Origin of the sequence: Lutibacter sp., from assembly GCF_033723435.1 — a bacterium.
Classification (GTDB): Bacteria; Bacteroidota; Bacteroidia; order Flavobacteriales; family Flavobacteriaceae; genus Lutibacter.
The window spans coordinates 606180-625077 of the sequence record NZ_JAWVXC010000001.1; the positions used below are offsets into that span (position 1 = coordinate 606180).

At 28.1% G+C, this 18898-nt stretch carries 15 protein-coding genes; 14 read left to right on the plus strand and 1 reads right to left on the minus strand.

Annotated elements, in window-relative coordinates; all coding sequences use genetic code 11:
- Positions 1-34 precede the first annotated feature (34 nt).
- On the minus strand, positions 35-988 hold the full coding sequence (locus R3342_RS02780) for a PhoH family protein (protein ID WP_318938143.1): 954 nt from the start codon (positions 986-988) through the stop codon (positions 35-37).
- Between the two features lie 181 nt (positions 989-1169).
- Between R3342_RS02780 and R3342_RS02785 the strand changes: the two genes are divergently transcribed.
- From R3342_RS02785 to R3342_RS02850, 14 genes are all read left to right on the plus strand, one after another.
- Entirely contained in the window at positions 1170-2000 is an 831-nt protein-coding gene (locus R3342_RS02785; protein WP_318938144.1) for an SAM-dependent chlorinase/fluorinase, read from the plus strand.
- A 1-nt stretch (position 2001) separates the two neighbouring features.
- Complete coding sequence (locus R3342_RS02790; RefSeq protein ID WP_318938145.1) at positions 2002-2298, plus strand: antibiotic biosynthesis monooxygenase family protein; 297 nt, start codon at positions 2002-2004, stop codon at positions 2296-2298.
- 135 nt (positions 2299-2433) lie between these two features.
- On the plus strand, positions 2434-3549 hold the full coding sequence (gene dnaN / locus R3342_RS02795) for a DNA polymerase III subunit beta (protein ID WP_318938146.1): 1116 nt from the start codon (positions 2434-2436) through the stop codon (positions 3547-3549).
- A 71-nt stretch (positions 3550-3620) separates the two neighbouring features.
- Positions 3621-4214, plus strand: a complete 594-nt coding sequence (locus R3342_RS02800) for an ACP phosphodiesterase (RefSeq protein ID WP_318938147.1) — start codon at positions 3621-3623, stop codon at positions 4212-4214.
- Positions 4211-5914, plus strand: a complete 1704-nt coding sequence (ggt, locus tag R3342_RS02805) for a gamma-glutamyltransferase (RefSeq protein WP_318938148.1) — start codon at positions 4211-4213, stop codon at positions 5912-5914. The genes R3342_RS02800 and ggt overlap by 4 nt, the downstream gene beginning before the upstream one ends.
- A gap of 33 nt (positions 5915-5947) precedes the next feature.
- Positions 5948-7030, plus strand: a complete 1083-nt coding sequence (locus tag R3342_RS02810; protein WP_318938149.1) for an AI-2E family transporter — start codon at positions 5948-5950, stop codon at positions 7028-7030.
- A 6-nt stretch (positions 7031-7036) separates the two neighbouring features.
- Entirely contained in the window at positions 7037-7591 is a 555-nt protein-coding gene (locus R3342_RS02815) for a DUF1697 domain-containing protein (RefSeq protein WP_318938150.1), read from the plus strand.
- A complete protein-coding gene (locus R3342_RS02820; protein WP_318938151.1) occupies positions 7584-8759 on the plus strand; it encodes a class I SAM-dependent methyltransferase in 1176 nt (391 codons plus the stop codon). The genes R3342_RS02815 and R3342_RS02820 overlap by 8 nt, the downstream gene beginning before the upstream one ends.
- Positions 8760-8820: 61 nt before the next feature.
- Complete coding sequence (locus R3342_RS02825) at positions 8821-10446, plus strand: NADH-ubiquinone oxidoreductase-F iron-sulfur binding region domain-containing protein (RefSeq protein WP_318938152.1); 1626 nt, start codon at positions 8821-8823, stop codon at positions 10444-10446.
- A 6-nt stretch (positions 10447-10452) separates the two neighbouring features.
- Entirely contained in the window at positions 10453-13167 is a 2715-nt protein-coding gene (gene fdhF, locus R3342_RS02830) for a formate dehydrogenase subunit alpha (RefSeq protein WP_318938153.1), read from the plus strand.
- An 8-nt stretch (positions 13168-13175) separates the two neighbouring features.
- Positions 13176-13955 (plus strand): formate dehydrogenase accessory sulfurtransferase FdhD, encoded by a 780-nt coding sequence (gene fdhD, locus R3342_RS02835; RefSeq protein WP_318938154.1) that lies wholly within the window; start codon positions 13176-13178, stop codon positions 13953-13955.
- Between the two features lie 411 nt (positions 13956-14366).
- Entirely contained in the window at positions 14367-14498 is a 132-nt protein-coding gene (locus R3342_RS02840) for a hypothetical protein (RefSeq protein WP_318938155.1), read from the plus strand.
- A 128-nt stretch (positions 14499-14626) separates the two neighbouring features.
- The gene (locus tag R3342_RS02845) at positions 14627-15109 is read left to right on the plus strand and encodes a hypothetical protein (protein WP_318938156.1); all 483 of its coding nucleotides are present in this window, start codon (positions 14627-14629) and stop codon (positions 15107-15109) included.
- Between the two features lie 264 nt (positions 15110-15373).
- Positions 15374-18805: a PAS domain S-box protein gene (locus R3342_RS02850; protein ID WP_318938157.1), complete on the plus strand. Its 3432-nt coding sequence runs from the start codon at positions 15374-15376 to the stop codon at positions 18803-18805.
- Positions 18806-18898 lie beyond the last annotated feature (93 nt).

Consider the following 18898-nt stretch of genomic DNA (forward strand, 5'->3'; position numbering starts at 1 on the left):
GTAGTGTTGTGTAATTATTTTTTAAAGCTTTATTTTATTCATTTCCTACTTCTATACTTTTATAAGCAGAAATAATTTGTTTAACTAATCGATGTCGTATTACATCTTTATCATCTAAATGCACAAAAGCAATTCCTTTTATTTCTTTTAAGGTTAAAACTGCTTCTTTAATTCCTGAAACCTGACGTCTTGGCAAATCTATTTGTCCTGGATCTCCAGTAATAATAAACTTAGCATTTTTTCCCATTCTAGTCAAAAACATTTTCATTTGATTATGGGTTGTGTTTTGTGCTTCATCTAAAATAACAAAAGCATTATCTAAAGTTCTTCCACGCATAAATGCTAAAGGTGCAATTTGAATTATTCCCTTTTCTAAATAAGAATCTAACCTTTCAAACGGAATCATATCACGTAAAGCGTCATATAAAGGTTGCATATAAGGATCTAATTTCTCTTTTAAATCTCCCGGTAAAAATCCTAGATTTTCGCCAGATTCTACCGCAGGTCTGGTTAAAATTATTCGTCTAACTTCCTTTTCTTTTAAAGCTTTTACTGCCAATGCAACTGCAGTATACGTTTTTCCTGTTCCAGCTGGTCCAATGGCAAAAAGCATATCGTTTTTATCCATTTTTTCAACCATTTTACGTTGGTTAACTGTTTGAGCTTTAATAAGCCTTCCATTAACTCCATGCACTAAAACTCCATCTGCAAATGTTTTAGTTTTATGCTCATTTCCATTCGAGGTTAAAATACGTTCAATGCTATTTTCGTCTAACTTATTATACCTATTAAAATAAGCAATAATCATATTTAGGCGCTTCTCAAATTCATCTAAAATTTCGGGTTCGCCAAAAGCTTTTAGTTTGTTGCCACGCGCAACTATTTTTAATTTCGAAAAATATTTTTGAAGAATTTCAACATTTGAATTGTGAGCACCAAATAAATCATTCGGATTAATTTCGGTAAGTTCTATTATTCTTTCGTTCAAATGAAAATGTATTAAGTTTTATAAAAAAAATTGTATTCTATTAATAGAATAATTGATTAGATTTGCATAACAAATGTACTAAATAACAAATTATCTTTTTTAAATGTTTATGAATAAGTTGTAAACATTTTATTAAAAAATTTACATATATTTTTTCACTAAAAAAACAATGCTATAGTAAATGTCAATAATTACCTTAACCACTGATTTTGGGATAAAAGACCATTTTGTTGGAGCTATAAAAGGCACCATTTATAATGAATTACCAGATGCAAGAATTGTTGACATTTCACATGACATATCTCCGTTTAACATAACAGAAACTGCCTATATTTTAAAAAATGCGTACAAAAGTTTTCCAACTGGAAGTATTCATATTATAGGAGTAGATTCGGAATTAAATGACGAAAATAAGCACATAGCTTTAAAATTAGATAATCATTATTTTATTTGTCCAAATAATGGTGTAATTTCCTTGCTTGCTAACGAAATTAAACCAGAAAAAATAGTAGAAATTAATATTCACGATCGTGTTGAAACCAGTTTCCCTGTTTTAGATGTTTTTGTAAAAGTAGCCTGTCATATTGCACGTGGAGGAACTTTAGAAGTTATTGGAAAAGCAATAACAACATTTAAAAAAATTGTAGAATTACAACCTAAAATTTCTGACGATTTAAAAACACTTACAGGAAATATTATTTATGTTGATAATTACGGAAATTCTATAAGTAATATTACCAAAAAAGTGTTTCAGGAAGTTGGTAAAGGAAGATCTTTTGAAATAAATGCTAGCAAATACCATTTTACTAAAATTCAAAATAAATATAGTGATATTGTTGATTTTACCTTACCAATTGATCAACGTCAAAAAGATGGTAGTAAACTTGCTATTTTTAATTCAGCTAATTACTTAGAAATTGCTATTTATAGAAGTAATCTAAAAAATGTTGGAGGTGCTTCAACTTTATTAGGGCTTAATTACAGAGATACTATAACCATAAAATTTAGCTAAAATGCTAGTACGAATTGTAAAAATGAGTTTCGATTTATCGAAAATAGAAACATTTCTTAAAAATTTTCATAAAAACAAACAACACATTAGAAATTTTGAAGGATGTAAATTATTAGAACTAAACCAAGATATTAATAATCCATCTATATTTTTTACTTATAGTTATTGGGAATCTGAAAATCATTTAAATGCTTATAGAAACTCCGATTTATTTAAAGAAGTTTGGAATAACACAAAAATTTATTTCAATGAAAAACCAGAAGCTTGGAGCGTAACAAAAGTGGAAAGTTTACCATAATTAAGCAAAAGCAGTTTTTAAAAATAACAGCATTTTTACTTAGTTAATTTTAATTTAAAAACTGTTAATAAATATCTTTTTAAAAACAACTTATTTAGAATATATTTGTACAACATTGTAATAAAATAATCGTAAATGAAATTTATAGTATCAAGCAGCCAATTGCTTAAACAACTCCAAGTTTTAGGTGGAGTAATTAACAATAGTAATACGTTACCTATTTTAGATAATTTTTTATTTGAACTTAATAATAATGAATTAAAGCTATCTGCTTCAGATTTAGAAACTACCATGAGCACATCCATTGAAGTAGAATCTAATTCTAATGGTTCTGTAGCTATTTCTGCACGATTATTACTAGATACTTTAAAAACATTTCCTAATCAACCTTTAACCTTTAAAATGGAAGAAAACAAGGTTGAAATAAGTTCAAGCCAAGGAAAATACGATATGGCTTATTTTGATGGAAGTGAATTTCCAAAAGCTGTTACAATTGAATCTCCAAAAAGTGCTGTAGTTCCTGGTGAAATTTTAGCAACTGCTATTTCAAAAACCATTTTCGCTGCAGGTAATGATGATTTAAGACCTGTAATGAGTGGTGTATTTTTCCAATTTAGTTCTGAAAGTTTAACTTTTGTAGCTACAGATGCTCATAAATTAGTTAAATATTCACGAACTGATGTAACTGCTAACGATACTGCTGAATTTATTATGCCTAAAAAACCTTTAAACTTATTAAAAGGTATTTTAGCAGGAACAGAAAGTGATGTAACTATTGAATATAACGACGCAAATGCAAAATTTACTTTTGATAATGTAGTTTTAGTTTGTAGATTAATTGATGGAAAATATCCTAATTACGATGCCGTTATTCCAAAAGAAAACCCAAACAAGTTAACTGTTGATCGAAGTAGTTTTCTAAATTCAGTTAAACGTGTTTCTATATTCTCAAATAAAACCACACACCAAATTCGTTTAAAAATGGCTGGAACCGAATTAAACATTTCAGCAGAAGATAAAGATTATGCAAACAAAGCGGAAGAACGATTAGTTTGTGAATATATTGGTGATGATTTACAAATTGGTTTTAATTCACGTTTTTTAACAGAAATGTTAAGTAATTTAAATTCTACAGATATTGTTATTGAGATGTCTATGCCAAACAGAGCAGGTATTCTAACTCCTTTAGATGGCGTTGAAGAAGGAGAATTTATAACCATGCTTGTTATGCCAGTAATGCTAAACCATTAAAAGCATTTATTCAAAAATATTTAAATCCGCTTTTGGCGGATTTTTTTGTATCATTGTTTTAAAATTATCTTATGAATTTTTTAGCACATATATATCTTTCCTACAATCAAGAAAATATTTTGATAGGAAATTTTATTGCAGATGCTATTAAAGGAAATAAATATAAAAATTATCCTTCCGAAATTCAACAAGGAATTTTATTGCATAGAGCCATTGATTATTTTACCGATCAACATCCAAATGTAAGAAAAAGTAAAAGAAGACTTCATAAAAGATATGGTCATTATAATGGTGTAATTATCGATATTTTTTACGATCATTTTTTAGCAAAAAACTGGCATAACTATTCAAAAGTTGAATTACCTGCTTATGTTGAAAATGTATATTCCATTTTAGAAAAAAACAGAAATACTCTTCCTGACCAAGTACAAAAAATGCTTACTAGTATGATTAAATATAATTGGTTAGTTAATTATGCTTCTTTAGAAGGAATTGAACAAGTTTTAATTGGCATGAATAATCGTACTAATGGAATATCAAATATGAATAGAGCAATTGAAGATTTAAAAATAAATTATATTAAATTTGAAAAGGATTTTATTCCATTTTTTGAGGAACTAATCCAATTTTCAGATAATAAAACACTAACTCTAACAACTTTATGAAAAAATTATTCCTAATTCTATTTATTGTAGCTTTAACAGTACAATGTAAAAAAGACGTACAACCTTTAAGTAAAAATTTAAAAACTACCGGTATAATTGCCGATAGCGCAATGGTAGTTTCCGCAAGAATAGAAGCATCAAAAATAGGTACATCCATATTAAAAAAAGGAGGAAATGCATTTGATGCAATGATTGCTACACATTATGCTTTAGCAGTTGCCTATCCTTTTGCTGGTAATATTGGTGGTGGTGGTTTTATGGTATATCGTAAAAACAATGGAGAAACTGGTGCCTTAGATTTTAGAGAAAAAGCACCAAAAGAAGCTTCTAAAAACATGTATCTGGATGAAAATGGAGACATTATTAAAGGAAAAAGTACTTTAGGAGCAATGTCTATTGGAGTTCCTGGAAGTGTAGATGGGATGTTTAAAGTTTATGAAAAATTTGGTTCTTTACCTTTTGCAGAATTAATTCAACCAGCAATAGATTTAGCTAAAAAAGGAGTTGTAGTTACTAAAAAACAAGCAAAAAATCTTGCAAAATATCGTCATTACTTTTCTGAAGTTAATCCAAACCCTGTTTTTTTAGATGCTGAATGGAAAGAAGGCGACACTATAAAATATCCAAAATTAGCCGAAACTTTAGAACGAATAAGAGACAATGGTAGAGACGGTTTTTACAAAGGAAAAACTGCAGATTTATTAGTTAATTATGTCAAAAAAGTTGGTGGAATAATTACACATGATGACTTAGAAAGTTACCAATCTATTTGGAGAAAACCTATTGAATTTACTTATAAAAATTTGAAAATTATTTCTATGTCACCTCCATCAAGTGGCGGAATTTGTGATGCACAAATTTTTAAAGCCATTGAACCTTATAATATTGCCGAATATGGCCATAATTCTGTAAAATATATTCAATTAGTAACAGAAGCCGAACGAAGGGCTTTTGCTGACCGTTCTTTCTTTTTAGGAGATCCAGATTTTGTAAAAATTCCAATTGACACTTTAATTTCAGAAAAATATGTACAAAAAAGAATGGCCGATTTTAATTGGGATAAAGCAACTCCTTCATCCGAAGTTAAACATGGAAATATAATTGGTTACGAAAGTGATGAAACTACCCACTACTCTATTATAGATAAATTTGGAAATGCTGTTTCCATAACAACTACATTAAACGGAGCATACGGATCAAAAGTTTTAGTTTCTGACGGCGGTTTTTTATTAAATAATGAAATGGATGATTTTAGCTCTAAACCTGGAACACCAAATATGTTTGGTTTAATTGGTGCTGAAGCAAATTCTATACAACCTGAAAAACGCATGTTAAGCTCTATGACTCCAACTATTGTTGAAAACAATAAAAAACTTTATATGGTTGTTGGCGCACCTGGAGGATCTACTATTATAACTTCTGTTTTACAAACCATACTTAATGTATATGAATTTAATTATTCTATGCAAAAAGCAGTTGACGCTCCACGATTCCACCATCAATGGCTGCCAGATGTTATTACCTTTGAGCCAAAAGGTTTTGACACCTCTTTATTTGAGAAATTAGAAAAAAAAGGATACAAAATAAATCAAAAAAACTCAAGAATACTTGGGAAAGTAGATGCTATATTGGTTTTACCCAATGGCAAGTTAGAAGGCGGAGCAGATTATAGAGGTGATGATAAAGCATTTGGGTTTTAAATAATTGTACTTAATAATAAAAGCTAAATAAAAATGACATCAAATACTATATCTAATGGAATTTTAAAAGCTGTTGCCATAATTTTGGGCGTAACTCTTTTGATGTTATTCTTATATGAAATACAAACAATAATTATTTATATTGCCATTTCAGCAGTTTTATCATTAATTGCTAGACCAATAATTCGATTTTTAAAGCATCGATTAAAATTTCCGAATACATTATCAGTTATTACAACAATGCTTTTATTTTTAGCAATTTTAGGGGGCTTAATAAGTATGTTTATTCCTTTAATTATTAAACAAGGTGAAAATTTAGCTTTACTAAATATCAACCAGCTTCAACTAAATATTCAAAATTTAATAAATCAAGTTAATGATTATTTTTTAATGCATAATATTGATATTTTAAATGAATTAAAACATGTTGATTTAATCAATAATTTAAACGCAATTCCAAACTTGTTAAACTCGGTAATAAGCATGCTTGGTAATTTTAGTATTGGTTTATTTTCAGTTATTTTTATTTCTTTCTTTTTAATGAAAGATACCTACTTATTAGAAAATGCTATTTATGTTTTAGTAAATGATAAAAGTGAATCTAAAACCCGAAAATCAATTTCTTCCATTAAAAATTTACTATCAAGATATTTTATTGGTTTAGTGTTTCAAATAACCGTGTTATTTATTATTTACACAATTGCGCTATTGATTTTTGGAATTGAAAATGCTGTAGTAATTGCTTTTTTATGTGCGTTATTAAATTTAGTGCCGTATATAGGTCCAATAATTGGCGGTGTATTAATGTTATTTTTAACTATGAGCAGTAATTTGGGACAAGACTTTCAATCTGTAATTTTACCTACTACTATTTACGTAATGATTGGGTATTTATTTGCCCAATTAATTGATAATTTCATAAGTCAACCACTTATTTTTTCAAACAGTGTAAAATCACATCCGTTAGAAATATTTTTAGTAATAATGATAGGTGGGATTTTATTTGGAATTACAGGAATGATTATAGCTGTACCTACTTACACAGCTATAAAAGTAATATTAAAAGCATTTTTATCTGAAAATAAAATTGTGAAATCGTTGACAAAAAATTTATAATTTTAGATGAAAACCTATGTAGCACTTTTACGAGGAATTAATGTAACTGGGCATAACAAAATTAAAATGATTGAATTGAAGTCGCTTTTTATAAACTTAGGTTTTAAAAATGTTACTACTTACATTCAAAGTGGAAATGTAATTTTTGAGGCTAATAAATCAGATACCAAAAAAATTGAAGAGCAGATAATTTCAGCCGTTAAAAATCAATTTAATTACACAATAAATGTATTAGTTATAACTATAGATTATCTAAAAACTATTTTTAATTCAAATCCTTTTTTAAAAAGAGAAAAAATTGATATTACAAAGTTGCACATTACACTTTTAAAAAACGAACCTAATTTAGAAAGTATTTCTCAAATTAAAAATCTTATTAAAACTAACGATGACGAGTTTGAAACACTAAATAAATGCGTTTATATATATTGCCCAAACGGTTATGGTAAAACCAAATTGAATAATAATTTATTCGAAAAAAAGCTAAAATCACCAGCAACTACTAGAAACTGGAAAACAATTTCAAAATTAGTTGAATTAAGCTCTTCAAAAATTGAATAAAGCTATTTTAAATAAAGAAGTTCAGGATTTTATAAATTCTAATTTAAAATCTGATATTACAAAGCTAATTTTAAAAGGAAGTCCTTTTGATACTGTTTCCATTCAAGAAATAGCTGAACAAATTGAAGCAAAAAGCAAATGCAAAAAAAAATTACCAACTTGGTTTACTTCGAAAAATATTTATTATCCAAATAAGCTAAATATTGAACAGACTTCTTCAGAAATTACCGCAAAACATAAAGCTAATTTAGTATCAGGAAAAACTTTAATTGATTTAACTGGCGGATTTGGAATAGACTCCTATTATTTTTCACAAAAAGTTAAAAATGTAACACATTGTGAAATTAATGAAGATTTATCCAAAATAGTATCTCATAATTTTACAGAATTAGGTGCTAAAAACATTAAAACTTTTGCTGAAAATGGTTTTGAATACTTAGAAAAAATCAAAGGAAAATTTGATTGGATTTATGCCGATCCTTCAAGAAGAAATGAAGCCAAAGGAAAAGTATTTTTACTGCAAGATTGTCTTCCAAATATTCCTGAAAATTTAGATTTTTTATTTCAGTTTACTAATAATATTTTATTAAAAATATCTCCAATTTTAGATATAAAAAGTGCCATAAACGAATTAAAATTCGTAAAAGAAATTCACGTTGTTGCAGTTGAAAATGAAGTAAAAGAAGTATTATTTTTATTGCAAAAAAATTACAATCAACAAGCTGATTTTAAAACTATTAACTATGCCAAAAAATCTAATGAAATTTTTAATTTCAATTTTAATTCAACATTTACAGCAACCTATTCTGAGCCTAAAAAATATTTATACGAACCAAATGTAGCAATTTTAAAAGCTGGCGCATTTCAGCAAATTTCAACGTTTTATAAAATAGATAAATTACACCAACATTCCCACTTATATACTTCTGAAAATTTAATAGATTTTCCTGGGAGAGTCTTTAAAATAATACAAATTACAACCAACAATAAAAAAGAATTAGCAAAACTTATTCCTACTAAAAAAGCAAATATTACCACACGTAACTTCCCTGAAAGTGTTGCTCAAATTAGAAAAAAAATCAATTTTAAAGAAGGCGGTAATATTTATCTTTTTTTTACAACAAACATTAATAATAAGCTTATTGTTTTAGTTTGTGTAAAGGTTTAAAAAACGTTAACAAAATTCTTCGTTAAATTTTAGTAATTTTAGCCAATTATATTCAAGTAAAATGGCAAATAAAAATATACGTACGTTATCTTCAAGAAAAGAATTAAACGATAATTTATTCGAAAATATAGCAGATTTATCGCATAAAAAAGCTGCAAAAGAAGATTTTCAGGAATTAGCAAAACGCTTTTTAATAGACGATTCTGTAGTTGCAGGAACTGCATCTTTTTATGATTTTACAAGAGAAAAAAATAGAAATAAAAAAATACATGTTTGTAGTGGTACAGCTTGTATGACAGCAAAAACTCAAAGTAATCTTCATAAAAATATAGGCAAACATTTCTCTGAAGAAGAAATTGGTCATGCTGCTTGTGTTGGTCGTTGCCATACCAATAATGCTTTTATGTTTAATGGAAAAACATTTTCATCTTCCACAGAAGGCGAATTAAATACTATTATTTCAGAAAAAAAACATCAAGAAAATAAATACAATATTGGCTGCAATACCACTCCAATTTTAACTTCAAAAATTGAAAATATTTCCGAATTCTATAACTTGGCAGTAAAATTTAAGAACAAACCACAGCAAGTTATTGAAGAAATTAAAACTTCTAATTTGCGTGGTCGTGGAGGCGCAGGTTTTCCGTTTTGGTTTAAATTAGATGCAGTTATAAAAGAAGACAATAAACAAAAATATATTGTTTGTAATGCTGATGAAGGTGATCCAGGAGCATATTCTGATATGTATTTAATGGAACATCAGGCGTATAAAGTGCTTTTTGGAATGTATATGGCAGGATTAACAGTTGGCGCAAATACAGGTGTTTTATATATTAGAGGTGAATATCCTGATTCTATAAAATTAGTTAGTGAAGCAATTTCTGAACTAAAAGAAAAAGATCTAATTGGTGATTTTAGATTTAAAATTATTCGTGGACAAGGTTCGTATGTTTGTGGTGAAGAAACTGCTCTTTTAAATTCCATTGAAGGCTTGCGTCCTGAAGTCCGTGTTCGTCCGCCGTATCCTGCTCAATACGGTTTATTTGGAAAACCTACTGTATTAAGTAATGTAGAAACTTTTGCTAATATTCATTGGATTTTAGAAAATGGTGGAAATGCTTACGCTAACTTAGGAACAAAACAATCAACCGGAACAAAATTAGTTTCTTTAGATAGTTTTTTCAACAAACCAGGAATGTATGAAATTGAAATGGGAACGGATTTACATACTATTTTTTATGAATATGGAAACGGTTTTAAGGAAGATATTAAAGCTTTTCAAGTTGGAGGCCCACTTGGTGGAATTATTCCTATGCATAAAATTGGAGAATTAACTTTAGATTTTGAATCGTTAAATACTAACGGATTTTTATTAGGGCATGCAAGTGTAGTTTCCATTCCAAAAGATTTTCCAATAATAAAATTCCTAGAACATTTAATGGAGTATACATCTGATGAATCTTGTGGAAAATGTTATCCGTGTAGAATTGGTTCTTTCAGAGGTATGGAAATGCTTCAAAAAGCTCAAAATGAAAACTACAAAATTGATCGTAAGTTATTTGATGATTTATTAGAAACTTTAGAAATAGGTTCATTATGTGCATTAGGCGGCGGAGTTCCGCTTCCTGTAAAAAATGCACTTCAATATTTTAATGATGAATTAAAACATTATTTCACTTCAAACTAAAACAATATGAAAGCATATATAAATAATATTGGTTATAATTTTAACGAAGGAGAAACTATTTTAGAGTTTGTTAGAAGAATTGAAAATAATAAAAATGCAATTCCAACAATGTGCCAAGATGACCGTTTAGAAAATTTTGGTTCTTGTAGAGTTTGCTCTGTTGAAGTTGCACGCGAAAAAGATGGACCAACAAAAACAATGGCTTCTTGCCACACTCCTATTTCAGAAGGTTTATACATTTATCCTAATACCGACAAAATAAAACGTCTTCGAAAAAATATCGTTGAGTTAGTTTTAACCGATTATCCTTCTGATAAAATATTTCCAAGTGAAAACAAAAAAGCAACCCCTTTTCAAGAAACCATTGCGCAAATAGGAATTCCAAATGTACGTTATCCAAAAGGAGTAAATCATTTAGATATTCAACCAGATAGAGCACATCCATATATAAAATCTGATTTATCACAATGTATAAATTGTTTCCGATGCGTAAGAGCTTGTGAAGAAATTCAAGGTGAAATGATTTTAGGAATGAGTGGTCGCGGATTTGCAACTAATATTATCAAAGGATTTGATACAACTTTTAACGAATCTGCTTGTGTTTCTTGTGGTGCTTGTGTTCAAACTTGTCCAACAGAAGCTTTAACGGATAAATTTGAAACCAAAACCTTAATTGCTGATAAAACAGTGAGAACAACTTGTACTTATTGTGGCGTTGGTTGCCAACTAGATGTTTCGGTAATTGATGGAGAAATTAGAGGGATTCAAGCTCCTGAAACTGCCGAAGTAAATCAGGGTCATACTTGTTTAAAAGGTCGATTTGCATTCCAATTTTACAATCATCCTGATAGGTTACGAGAACCAATGATAAAAAAGAATGGCAACTTTGAAAATGTTTCTTGGGAAGAAGCATATGAATTCATTTCTTCAAAACTAATTGAAATTAAAAACAAATACGGAGCAGATGCTATTGGTGGTATTTCTTCATCCAGAGCAACTAATGAAGAAAATTATTTAATGCAAAAAATGATTCGTGTTGCTGTTGGAACCAATAATATTGATGGTTGCGCACGTGTTTGCCATGCTCCTACAGCTTTTGGAATGCAACAATCATTTGGAACTGGAGCTGCAACAAACTCCATAGAAGATTTAAAACAAACTGATGCAATTTTCCTTTTTGGTGCAAATCCTGTAAAAGGTCATCCAGTAACAGGAGCTAAAATTAAACAAGCTTTTATGAAAGGAGTTACTTCAATTGTAGTAGATCCTATTAAAACAAAATTAGCCGAACTCGCTGATTATCACTTGCAAATTAGACCAGGGACTAATGTAGCCATATTAAATATGATTGCACATTACATTGTAAAAGAACGATTAGTAAACCAGCATTTTATTGATTCTTATACTGAAAAATATAAGGAATTTAAAGAGCATGTTGAAAATTTAGATATGAATGAATTAGAAACACTTACTGGTGTTCCAAAAGAGTTGGTCAAAAGTGCTGCCATTGCTTATGCTTCAGCTAATAAGGCAATGGAATTTCATGGTTTAGGCGTTACAGAACATTTTCAAGGTAGTAAAACGGTTATGTTGTTATCAAATTTAGCTATGATGACAGGTAATGTTGGTAGAAAAGGTGTTGGCTTAAATCCGTTGCGTGGACAAAATAATGTTCAAGGAGCTGCAGATATGGGAGTTCAACCTCATCAAGGTGCTGGATATTTGGATGTAAATAATCCTGAAATTCAAAATTATTATGCTAAAAAATATGGTATTGATAAAATGCCTGAACAAGAAGGTTTAAAAATACCTGATATGCTAAATGCAGCTATTGATGGAAAAATTAAAGCTTTATATATTATGGGTGAAGATACTATTATGACGGATCCAAACACGAACCACAGTATTAAAGCCTTTGAAAATTTAGAATTAATTGTTGTTCAAGAATTATTTATGACTGCAACTTCTGAAATGGCCGATGTGGTTTTACCGGCTTCTTCATATTTTGAAAAAAATGGAACGTTTACCAATGGAGAAAGAAGAGTTCAGCGTGTAAATAAAGTAATTGAACCTATAGGAAACACAAAACCAGATGGTCAAATTATTATTGATATCATGCATCATTTAGGTTATAATCAACCTACTGGGCTAAAATATGATGCAGAAAAAGTAATAGAAGAAATTGCAGATGTTATTCCTTTTATGAAAGGATTAACTTGGGAAGGTTTAGGTACAAATGGATTACAATGGCCAATTAAAGAAGATGGAACGGATACAAAAATGCTTCATGTAAACGGAGAATTTAAAAAAGGTATTGGAACTTTTCATCATTTTAATTTTGAGGAAACTCCAGAAATTGTATCTCACGGGAAAAAATATCCTTTTATATTAACTACTGGTAGAGAATTAGAACATTATAATTCGGGAACAATGACTCGTAGAACTGATAATCAAAAAATAGTAGAACATGACTTTTTAGAAGTTCATCCAAAGGATGCAATTAAAAAAGGGATTAAAGATCAGGAAACAGTTCGAATATTCTCTGACAGAGGAAGTGTTAACATTCTTATAAAGTACTCTAAAAACGTTAAAAGAGGTGTTTTAAGAACTACTTTTCACCAGCCAGAAGTATTTATTAATTTAATTACAGGAAGCGTTGGAGATAAAGAAACTTTAACTCCAGAATATAAAGTTGTTGCTGTAGATTTTGAAAAAGTATAAATAATCGTATGACGCAAACAAAAACCTATGAAGGAATTCATATAAAAAACGGTCAACCAAGTAAAGTATCCGATGCATTAGTAGTTGAAGCTGCATTACAAATAAATATAAATAAGGAGCCTTATACCGTTGTCATGCGAACACCTGGTGATGATTTTCAATTAATTAGAGGGTTGTTATTTGCAGAAGATATTTATAAAGAAACTGAAAATTTAACAACTAAAATTGTAGAACAAAAAGAAAACGGTTTTTCTATAATTAATGTAAACATCCAAAAAAATTACTTAGGAAAAGGTTATTTAAATAAAAGAACCTTACTTTCAGTTTCTTCATGTGGCATTTGCGGAAAGCAAAAATTAGATGACATTGTTTTTACAGGTTCTAAGCTTAAAAATTCTATTGCTATTGATACTCATAAAATAGAAGGTATGTTTGCACAAATGAAACAAAACCAAGCCACATTTGAGCTTTCAGGAGGATCTCATGCTGCCGCAATATTTAATATAAATTATAATTTACTTACTTTAAAAGAAGATATTGGCAGACATAATGCTGTGGATAAAGTAATTGGAGAACTACTAAATGCTAAAAAACTAAAAGAAGCTGCTATTTTATTAGTAAGCGGTAGAGTATCTTATGAAATAATTTCAAAAGCATTTATAGCTAAAATACCAGTTGTTGTTGCTGTTTCTGCTTGTTCAACCTTAGCTGTAGATTTCGCTAAAGAATTCGGAATTTGCTTAATTGGATTTTCAAGAGGTAAAAAAGCAACTTTATATTCTAAATAGTTTTTTAACAAACTGCACGTTTTTTCAAACAAAATACTTTTTTTTATAAATATTTTGCATATTTAAATTATTATTATACATTTGCAGAGTAAGAGCGTCCCTAAATATTTACAAGTTTTTACGGAGAGGACTTGTATTTTTTTGATTTTTACGCTAAAACCACCCAGTTTTAGAAGGTTAATTATCATGTTTTGCTTTTAAAAATCTCCAAAATAGAAATTTTAAATGTTAAAATTTAAAGAATTTCTCTTGTTTATTTAAACTAGCTAAGCCTAAACACAGCAAGAGATAAGAGCTTTTTTACACTAGATTATTTTAAAAAATCATTAAAATAGTCCAGTATTTTTTTTGTCTATCCGTAAGTTTTTTATACATTTGATGTTCTTACTAATCATTTAATTCTTACTAAAAATGAAAAAATTAAAATTAATTTTCGGGTTGCTTATGGTAGCCGCATTTGTAGGCGTAACTGTTTTAAGTTACACTGCTAATGATGGTCAAGCAATACTAAAAAAAGATATTATTATTCCTAGAAACGGATAAGAATATTTTTTATTGAAAAAATACACACCACAATATTTTATATTGTGGTTTTTTTTTACAATAAACTAAATTTAATTTTTTTTTAGTACATTTGATTATATTTTAAACCCCTTCTTAGTTTAAACACTATGTATAATAATAGAAAAACCTCTTTAATTGTTAGCAGTATTGTTATTATTTTAATTGCTTCATCTCCGTATCTTTTATATATATATAAGAGTATACCTTATGAAAATGAATCTATTGATACTTGGTTTGGAGTTATTAAAGGAGGTTATTACGTTAAGGCCCAAAATTTTATTTATACTCTTTTCAGTAAATTTGTACCCTTGCTCTTGTTATTAATTTGGTTTGCTACAAATAAACACTGGTGGGTACATGTATTAATAATTCCTATTTCTGCATATTTATTTCAATTCATATCTGTTATAAATGACAGCGCCACGTATATTGATCAATTTGAATTTATTTATACCATCCCTTTTTTAATTGTAGTTATGGCAATATTATATACCATACGCTATAAATTATCTATTTATGTAAAAGCAGTAGATTTAAAAAAGGAAATGGATAAAAAAATGGATGAAGCAATAGAGAAAAGAAAAAAATAAAATAGTTTTAAAATTATACTCAATTAAAAAAAGCCAGCTTTTAACTAGTTGGCTTTTTTTATATCCATACAAAACATTATTTCTTTTTATAATTAATTACTCAATTAAAAAAACTAATATTTCAATAAAATATTGTAATTTAGTTAATTACAACATTACCTTTTCTTTTAAATTATGAGAGAACTTTGCATTAATAAAAAAATAAATTTTTATTCATATACTAAATAATCTCTATTTATATAGATTTTCTTAAAAACCTCAATTATGAATCAAAAAATTGGTAAAGAAGAAGTACTAAATAAAAAAAATAAATTTGAATTCAATAATGATTTTATAAATCAACCAGAAAAAATAAAAATACCTTTTATTAATTATAAGTTTATTGCAACCAAAACTTTTGTAATACTCATAATTGTAATATTTTTTGGACACATACTAAGTTTTATTTTTGTGAATGATCTGGAAAACACAAAAATGAATCTCTATGATTTTCTTCTTGATTCTATATTTCTATTTCTTTTAAGCGTACCTCTCTTCTATCTTTTCTTCATAAAACCTCTTAAAAAACAAATTATTAAGCGAAATGATTTATTAAGTGAGTTAAATAATAACAAAAATAGTTTTCACCAAACACTTTCAACTATTCCTAATGCAGTAGCAATTACTAATATGGAAAGTGGAGAAATTATAATGGTAAATAACCAATTTCAAAAACTATCTGGTTATTCTAAAAAAGAAATAGTTGGTAACACTTCAATAATTCTGAATTTTTGGAAGGATACTAAAAAAAGAGAAGAATATTTTAATAAATTAATAACTAAAGGAAAAGTTACTAATTTTAAAGCCACTTTTTTTAAAAAGAATAATGAAGAAGCCTTAGGCGAACTTTCAGGTACCTTAATTAATATAGACGGAACAACTTGTTCTATAAATATAATTAGAGATATAAGTGAAGAAGTAGCGCTTTTAAATAAATTAAAACAAAGTCGGCTAGATTTAAAAGGTTTTTTTGAAAATGATATCTCTGCCGATTATTCATTTACTCCTGAAGGTCAACTAATAAATTTCAATGAAACATTTTTAAAAATGTTTGAATTTGATGCCAAAACAAAAGCCAAATCAATTAATGTAAAAAAACTACATACCAATTACGAAGATTTTGAAAACATTATTAAAAACATAAAAAAATCTGATGATATTAAAAATCGTCAAATTAAAATGGTTTCTAATAAAGGTAAAGAAATAAATGTTTTAGTTAATAAAATTGGTGTTTTTGATTCCGAAGGTAAATTAGTTCTAATCAGAGCCTTTATGGTTGATATTACAGAGCTTAAAATGGCGCAGGAAGGAATAACAAAAATGAACAATGCAATTGATAATTCAACTGATGTAATTTTTAATACCGATGTAAATGGCACGTTTACTTTTATTAACAAAGCGTTTACCAACCTATATGGTTATACTCCAGAAGAAGTTATTGGTAAAGCAACTCCAAGAATATTAAAAGGAGATAACAAAACCAAAGAATTTTATACACAATTTTGGGAAAAATTAAAGCAAAAGAAAAGTTTATCTAAAATTCAATTTATTAATAAAACTAAATCAGGAAAATTAATAAATATTGAAGCTTCTGCAAATACTATTTTTGATGAAAACGGAGAAAATATTGGTTTTTTAGGTATTCAACGTGATATTACTGAGCAAAAAAAGGCAGAAGAAAACTTAAAACTTTTCCGGTCATTAATTGATAGATCCAGTGATTCAATAGAAGTAATTGATCCTAAAACAGGTCAGTATTTAGATGTAAATGAAAGAGGTTATTTAGACTTAGGATACACTAAAGAAGAATTATTAAAATTAACAGTTTTTGATATTGACCCAACAATCAATCAAAAAATACTTGAAAAAATCAACAAGAAATTACGCGTTTCAAATGGAATAATTATAGAAGGGATTCACCGCCGTAAAGATGGTAGTACTTTTCCTATTGAAGTCAACGTAAAAATTACAAAACTTGACAAGGAATATTTAGTAAGTATTGTCCGTGATATTTCGGAAAGAAAAAATAGAGAAAAACTTAATGAAATAATTCAAAATATTACCAATCAATCACAAAAAGACCTAAGTTTAAAGGAAATATTGGCTTTTATACAGACAGAATTATCTAAAATTGTTGATACCAAAAACTTTTTTGTTGCACTCTATAACAGCAAAACAGATATGATAACACTTCCCTATTATATAGATGAAAATGATGTTAGAAGTGAATTTCCTTCAGAAAAAACAGTTACAGGTATAGTAATAAAATCTGGCAAAACGCTTTTAATTGACGAGCTGGAAATGAAACAGTTAGCTAAGGATAAATTAATTGAAAGAGTTGGAAAAACTTCTAAAATATGGCTTGGAATACCATTAATAATTGAAGGAAAAGTTACAGGAGCAATGGTATTGCAAAGTTACACTAATGAAAAGGTATATACACAAGAAGATGTAGAATCACTTGAATTAATTGCGCACCAAGTTAGTATTTCTATTGAACGAAAACGTCACGAAGAAGAGTTAATTAAGACTAAAGAAAAAGCGGAAGAATCAGACCAATTAAAAACAGAGTTTTTAAACAACATGTCACATGAAATCCGTACTCCTTTAAATGGAATTTTAGGATTCAGCGATTTATTAAACCAACAAGATCTAAACGATGCCAAACGAAAAAATTATATAAATATAATACAAAATAGTAGCCATCAACTAATACGCATAATGGACGATATTTTAGAAATATCTTTACTTGGCACAAAAAAAGTTACTGTACAAGAAAATAAAATTTGTTTAAACGATTTTTTAACAGAGTTATTTTCTGTTTTTAACAGAAAAGCTCAAGAAAAAGAATTGCCGCTGTATTTAAAAAAGGAATTATCCGATAACCAATCTACCATTATTACCGATAATTCAAAATTACTTAAAATTATGAGTAATTTATTGGAAAATGCCTTAAAATTCACCAATAAAGGCTTCATTGAAATAGGATATCATTTAAATAAAAATACAGAGCCATCTTCACTAGAAATTTATGTAAAAGATTCTGGAATAGGCATTCAAAAGAATAAACAACAAACTATATTTAAGCGCTTTTCACAAGCCGAAAAAGAATTATCAAAACACGTTGGAGGATTAGGACTTGGACTATCCATTGCAAAAGAAAATGCTGAACTTGTAGGTGGTAAAATTATATTGGAATCTAAGTATGGAGTTGGAAGTACTTTTACCCTTGCTATCCCATACAACCCTGTTGAAATTGAAACAGAACCTGAAACAATTAAAGAAGTACAAACCATATTAATTGCCGAAGATGATGAAATAAATTATATATATTTAGAAACCTTATTACAAACTTCATTTGAAATAAAAGCAAAATTAATACATGCTAAAAATGGCTTAGAAGCCATTAATTTCTTTAAAAGTAATCCAAATATCAATTTAGTTTTTATGGACTTAAAAATGCCAGTATTAAATGGCTTTGAAGCAACAAAAAAACTTAAAGAAATTAAACCTAGTTTACCAATAATAGCTATATCTGCTTATTCAACAGAAGAAGATATTGAGAAAGCAAAAAAGCATGGTTGTGATGATTTTTTAACCAAACCATATGAAGCTGATAAAATAAGGATGACTTTAGACAGCTATAAAATAGTTTAACATACAACTAAAAATTACAGTTTGAAATGAAATAAAAAAAGCTTTCAGTTTCCTGAAAGCTTTTTTATAACGTGATCGCGACAGGATTCGAAC

Bases quoted from the DNA above. Each gene is read 5' to 3' on its own strand.
- R3342_RS02790 (WP_318938145.1), top strand. From the start codon at position 2,002: ATGCTAGTACGAATTGTAAAAATGAGTTTCGATTTATCGAAAATAGAA.
- dnaN (WP_318938146.1), top strand. From the start codon at position 2,434: ATGAAATTTATAGTATCAAGCAGCCAATTGCTTAAACAACTCCAAGTT.
- R3342_RS02815 (WP_318938150.1), top strand. From the start codon at position 7,037: ATGAAAACCTATGTAGCACTTTTACGAGGAATTAATGTAACTGGGCAT.
- fdhD (WP_318938154.1), top strand. From the start codon at position 13,176: ATGACGCAAACAAAAACCTATGAAGGAATTCATATAAAAAACGGTCAA.
- R3342_RS02810 (WP_318938149.1), top strand. From the start codon at position 5,948: ATGACATCAAATACTATATCTAATGGAATTTTAAAAGCTGTTGCCATA.
- R3342_RS02845 (WP_318938156.1), top strand. From the start codon at position 14,627: ATGTATAATAATAGAAAAACCTCTTTAATTGTTAGCAGTATTGTTATT.
- ggt (WP_318938148.1), top strand. From the start codon at position 4,211: ATGAAAAAATTATTCCTAATTCTATTTATTGTAGCTTTAACAGTACAA.
- R3342_RS02800 (WP_318938147.1), top strand. From the start codon at position 3,621: ATGAATTTTTTAGCACATATATATCTTTCCTACAATCAAGAAAATATT.
- R3342_RS02850 (WP_318938157.1), top strand. From the start codon at position 15,374: ATGAATCAAAAAATTGGTAAAGAAGAAGTACTAAATAAAAAAAATAAA.
- R3342_RS02840 (WP_318938155.1), top strand. From the start codon at position 14,367: ATGAAAAAATTAAAATTAATTTTCGGGTTGCTTATGGTAGCCGCATTT.
- R3342_RS02785 (WP_318938144.1), top strand. From the start codon at position 1,170: ATGTCAATAATTACCTTAACCACTGATTTTGGGATAAAAGACCATTTT.
- R3342_RS02825 (WP_318938152.1), top strand. From the start codon at position 8,821: ATGGCAAATAAAAATATACGTACGTTATCTTCAAGAAAAGAATTAAAC.
- fdhF (WP_318938153.1), top strand. From the start codon at position 10,453: ATGAAAGCATATATAAATAATATTGGTTATAATTTTAACGAAGGAGAA.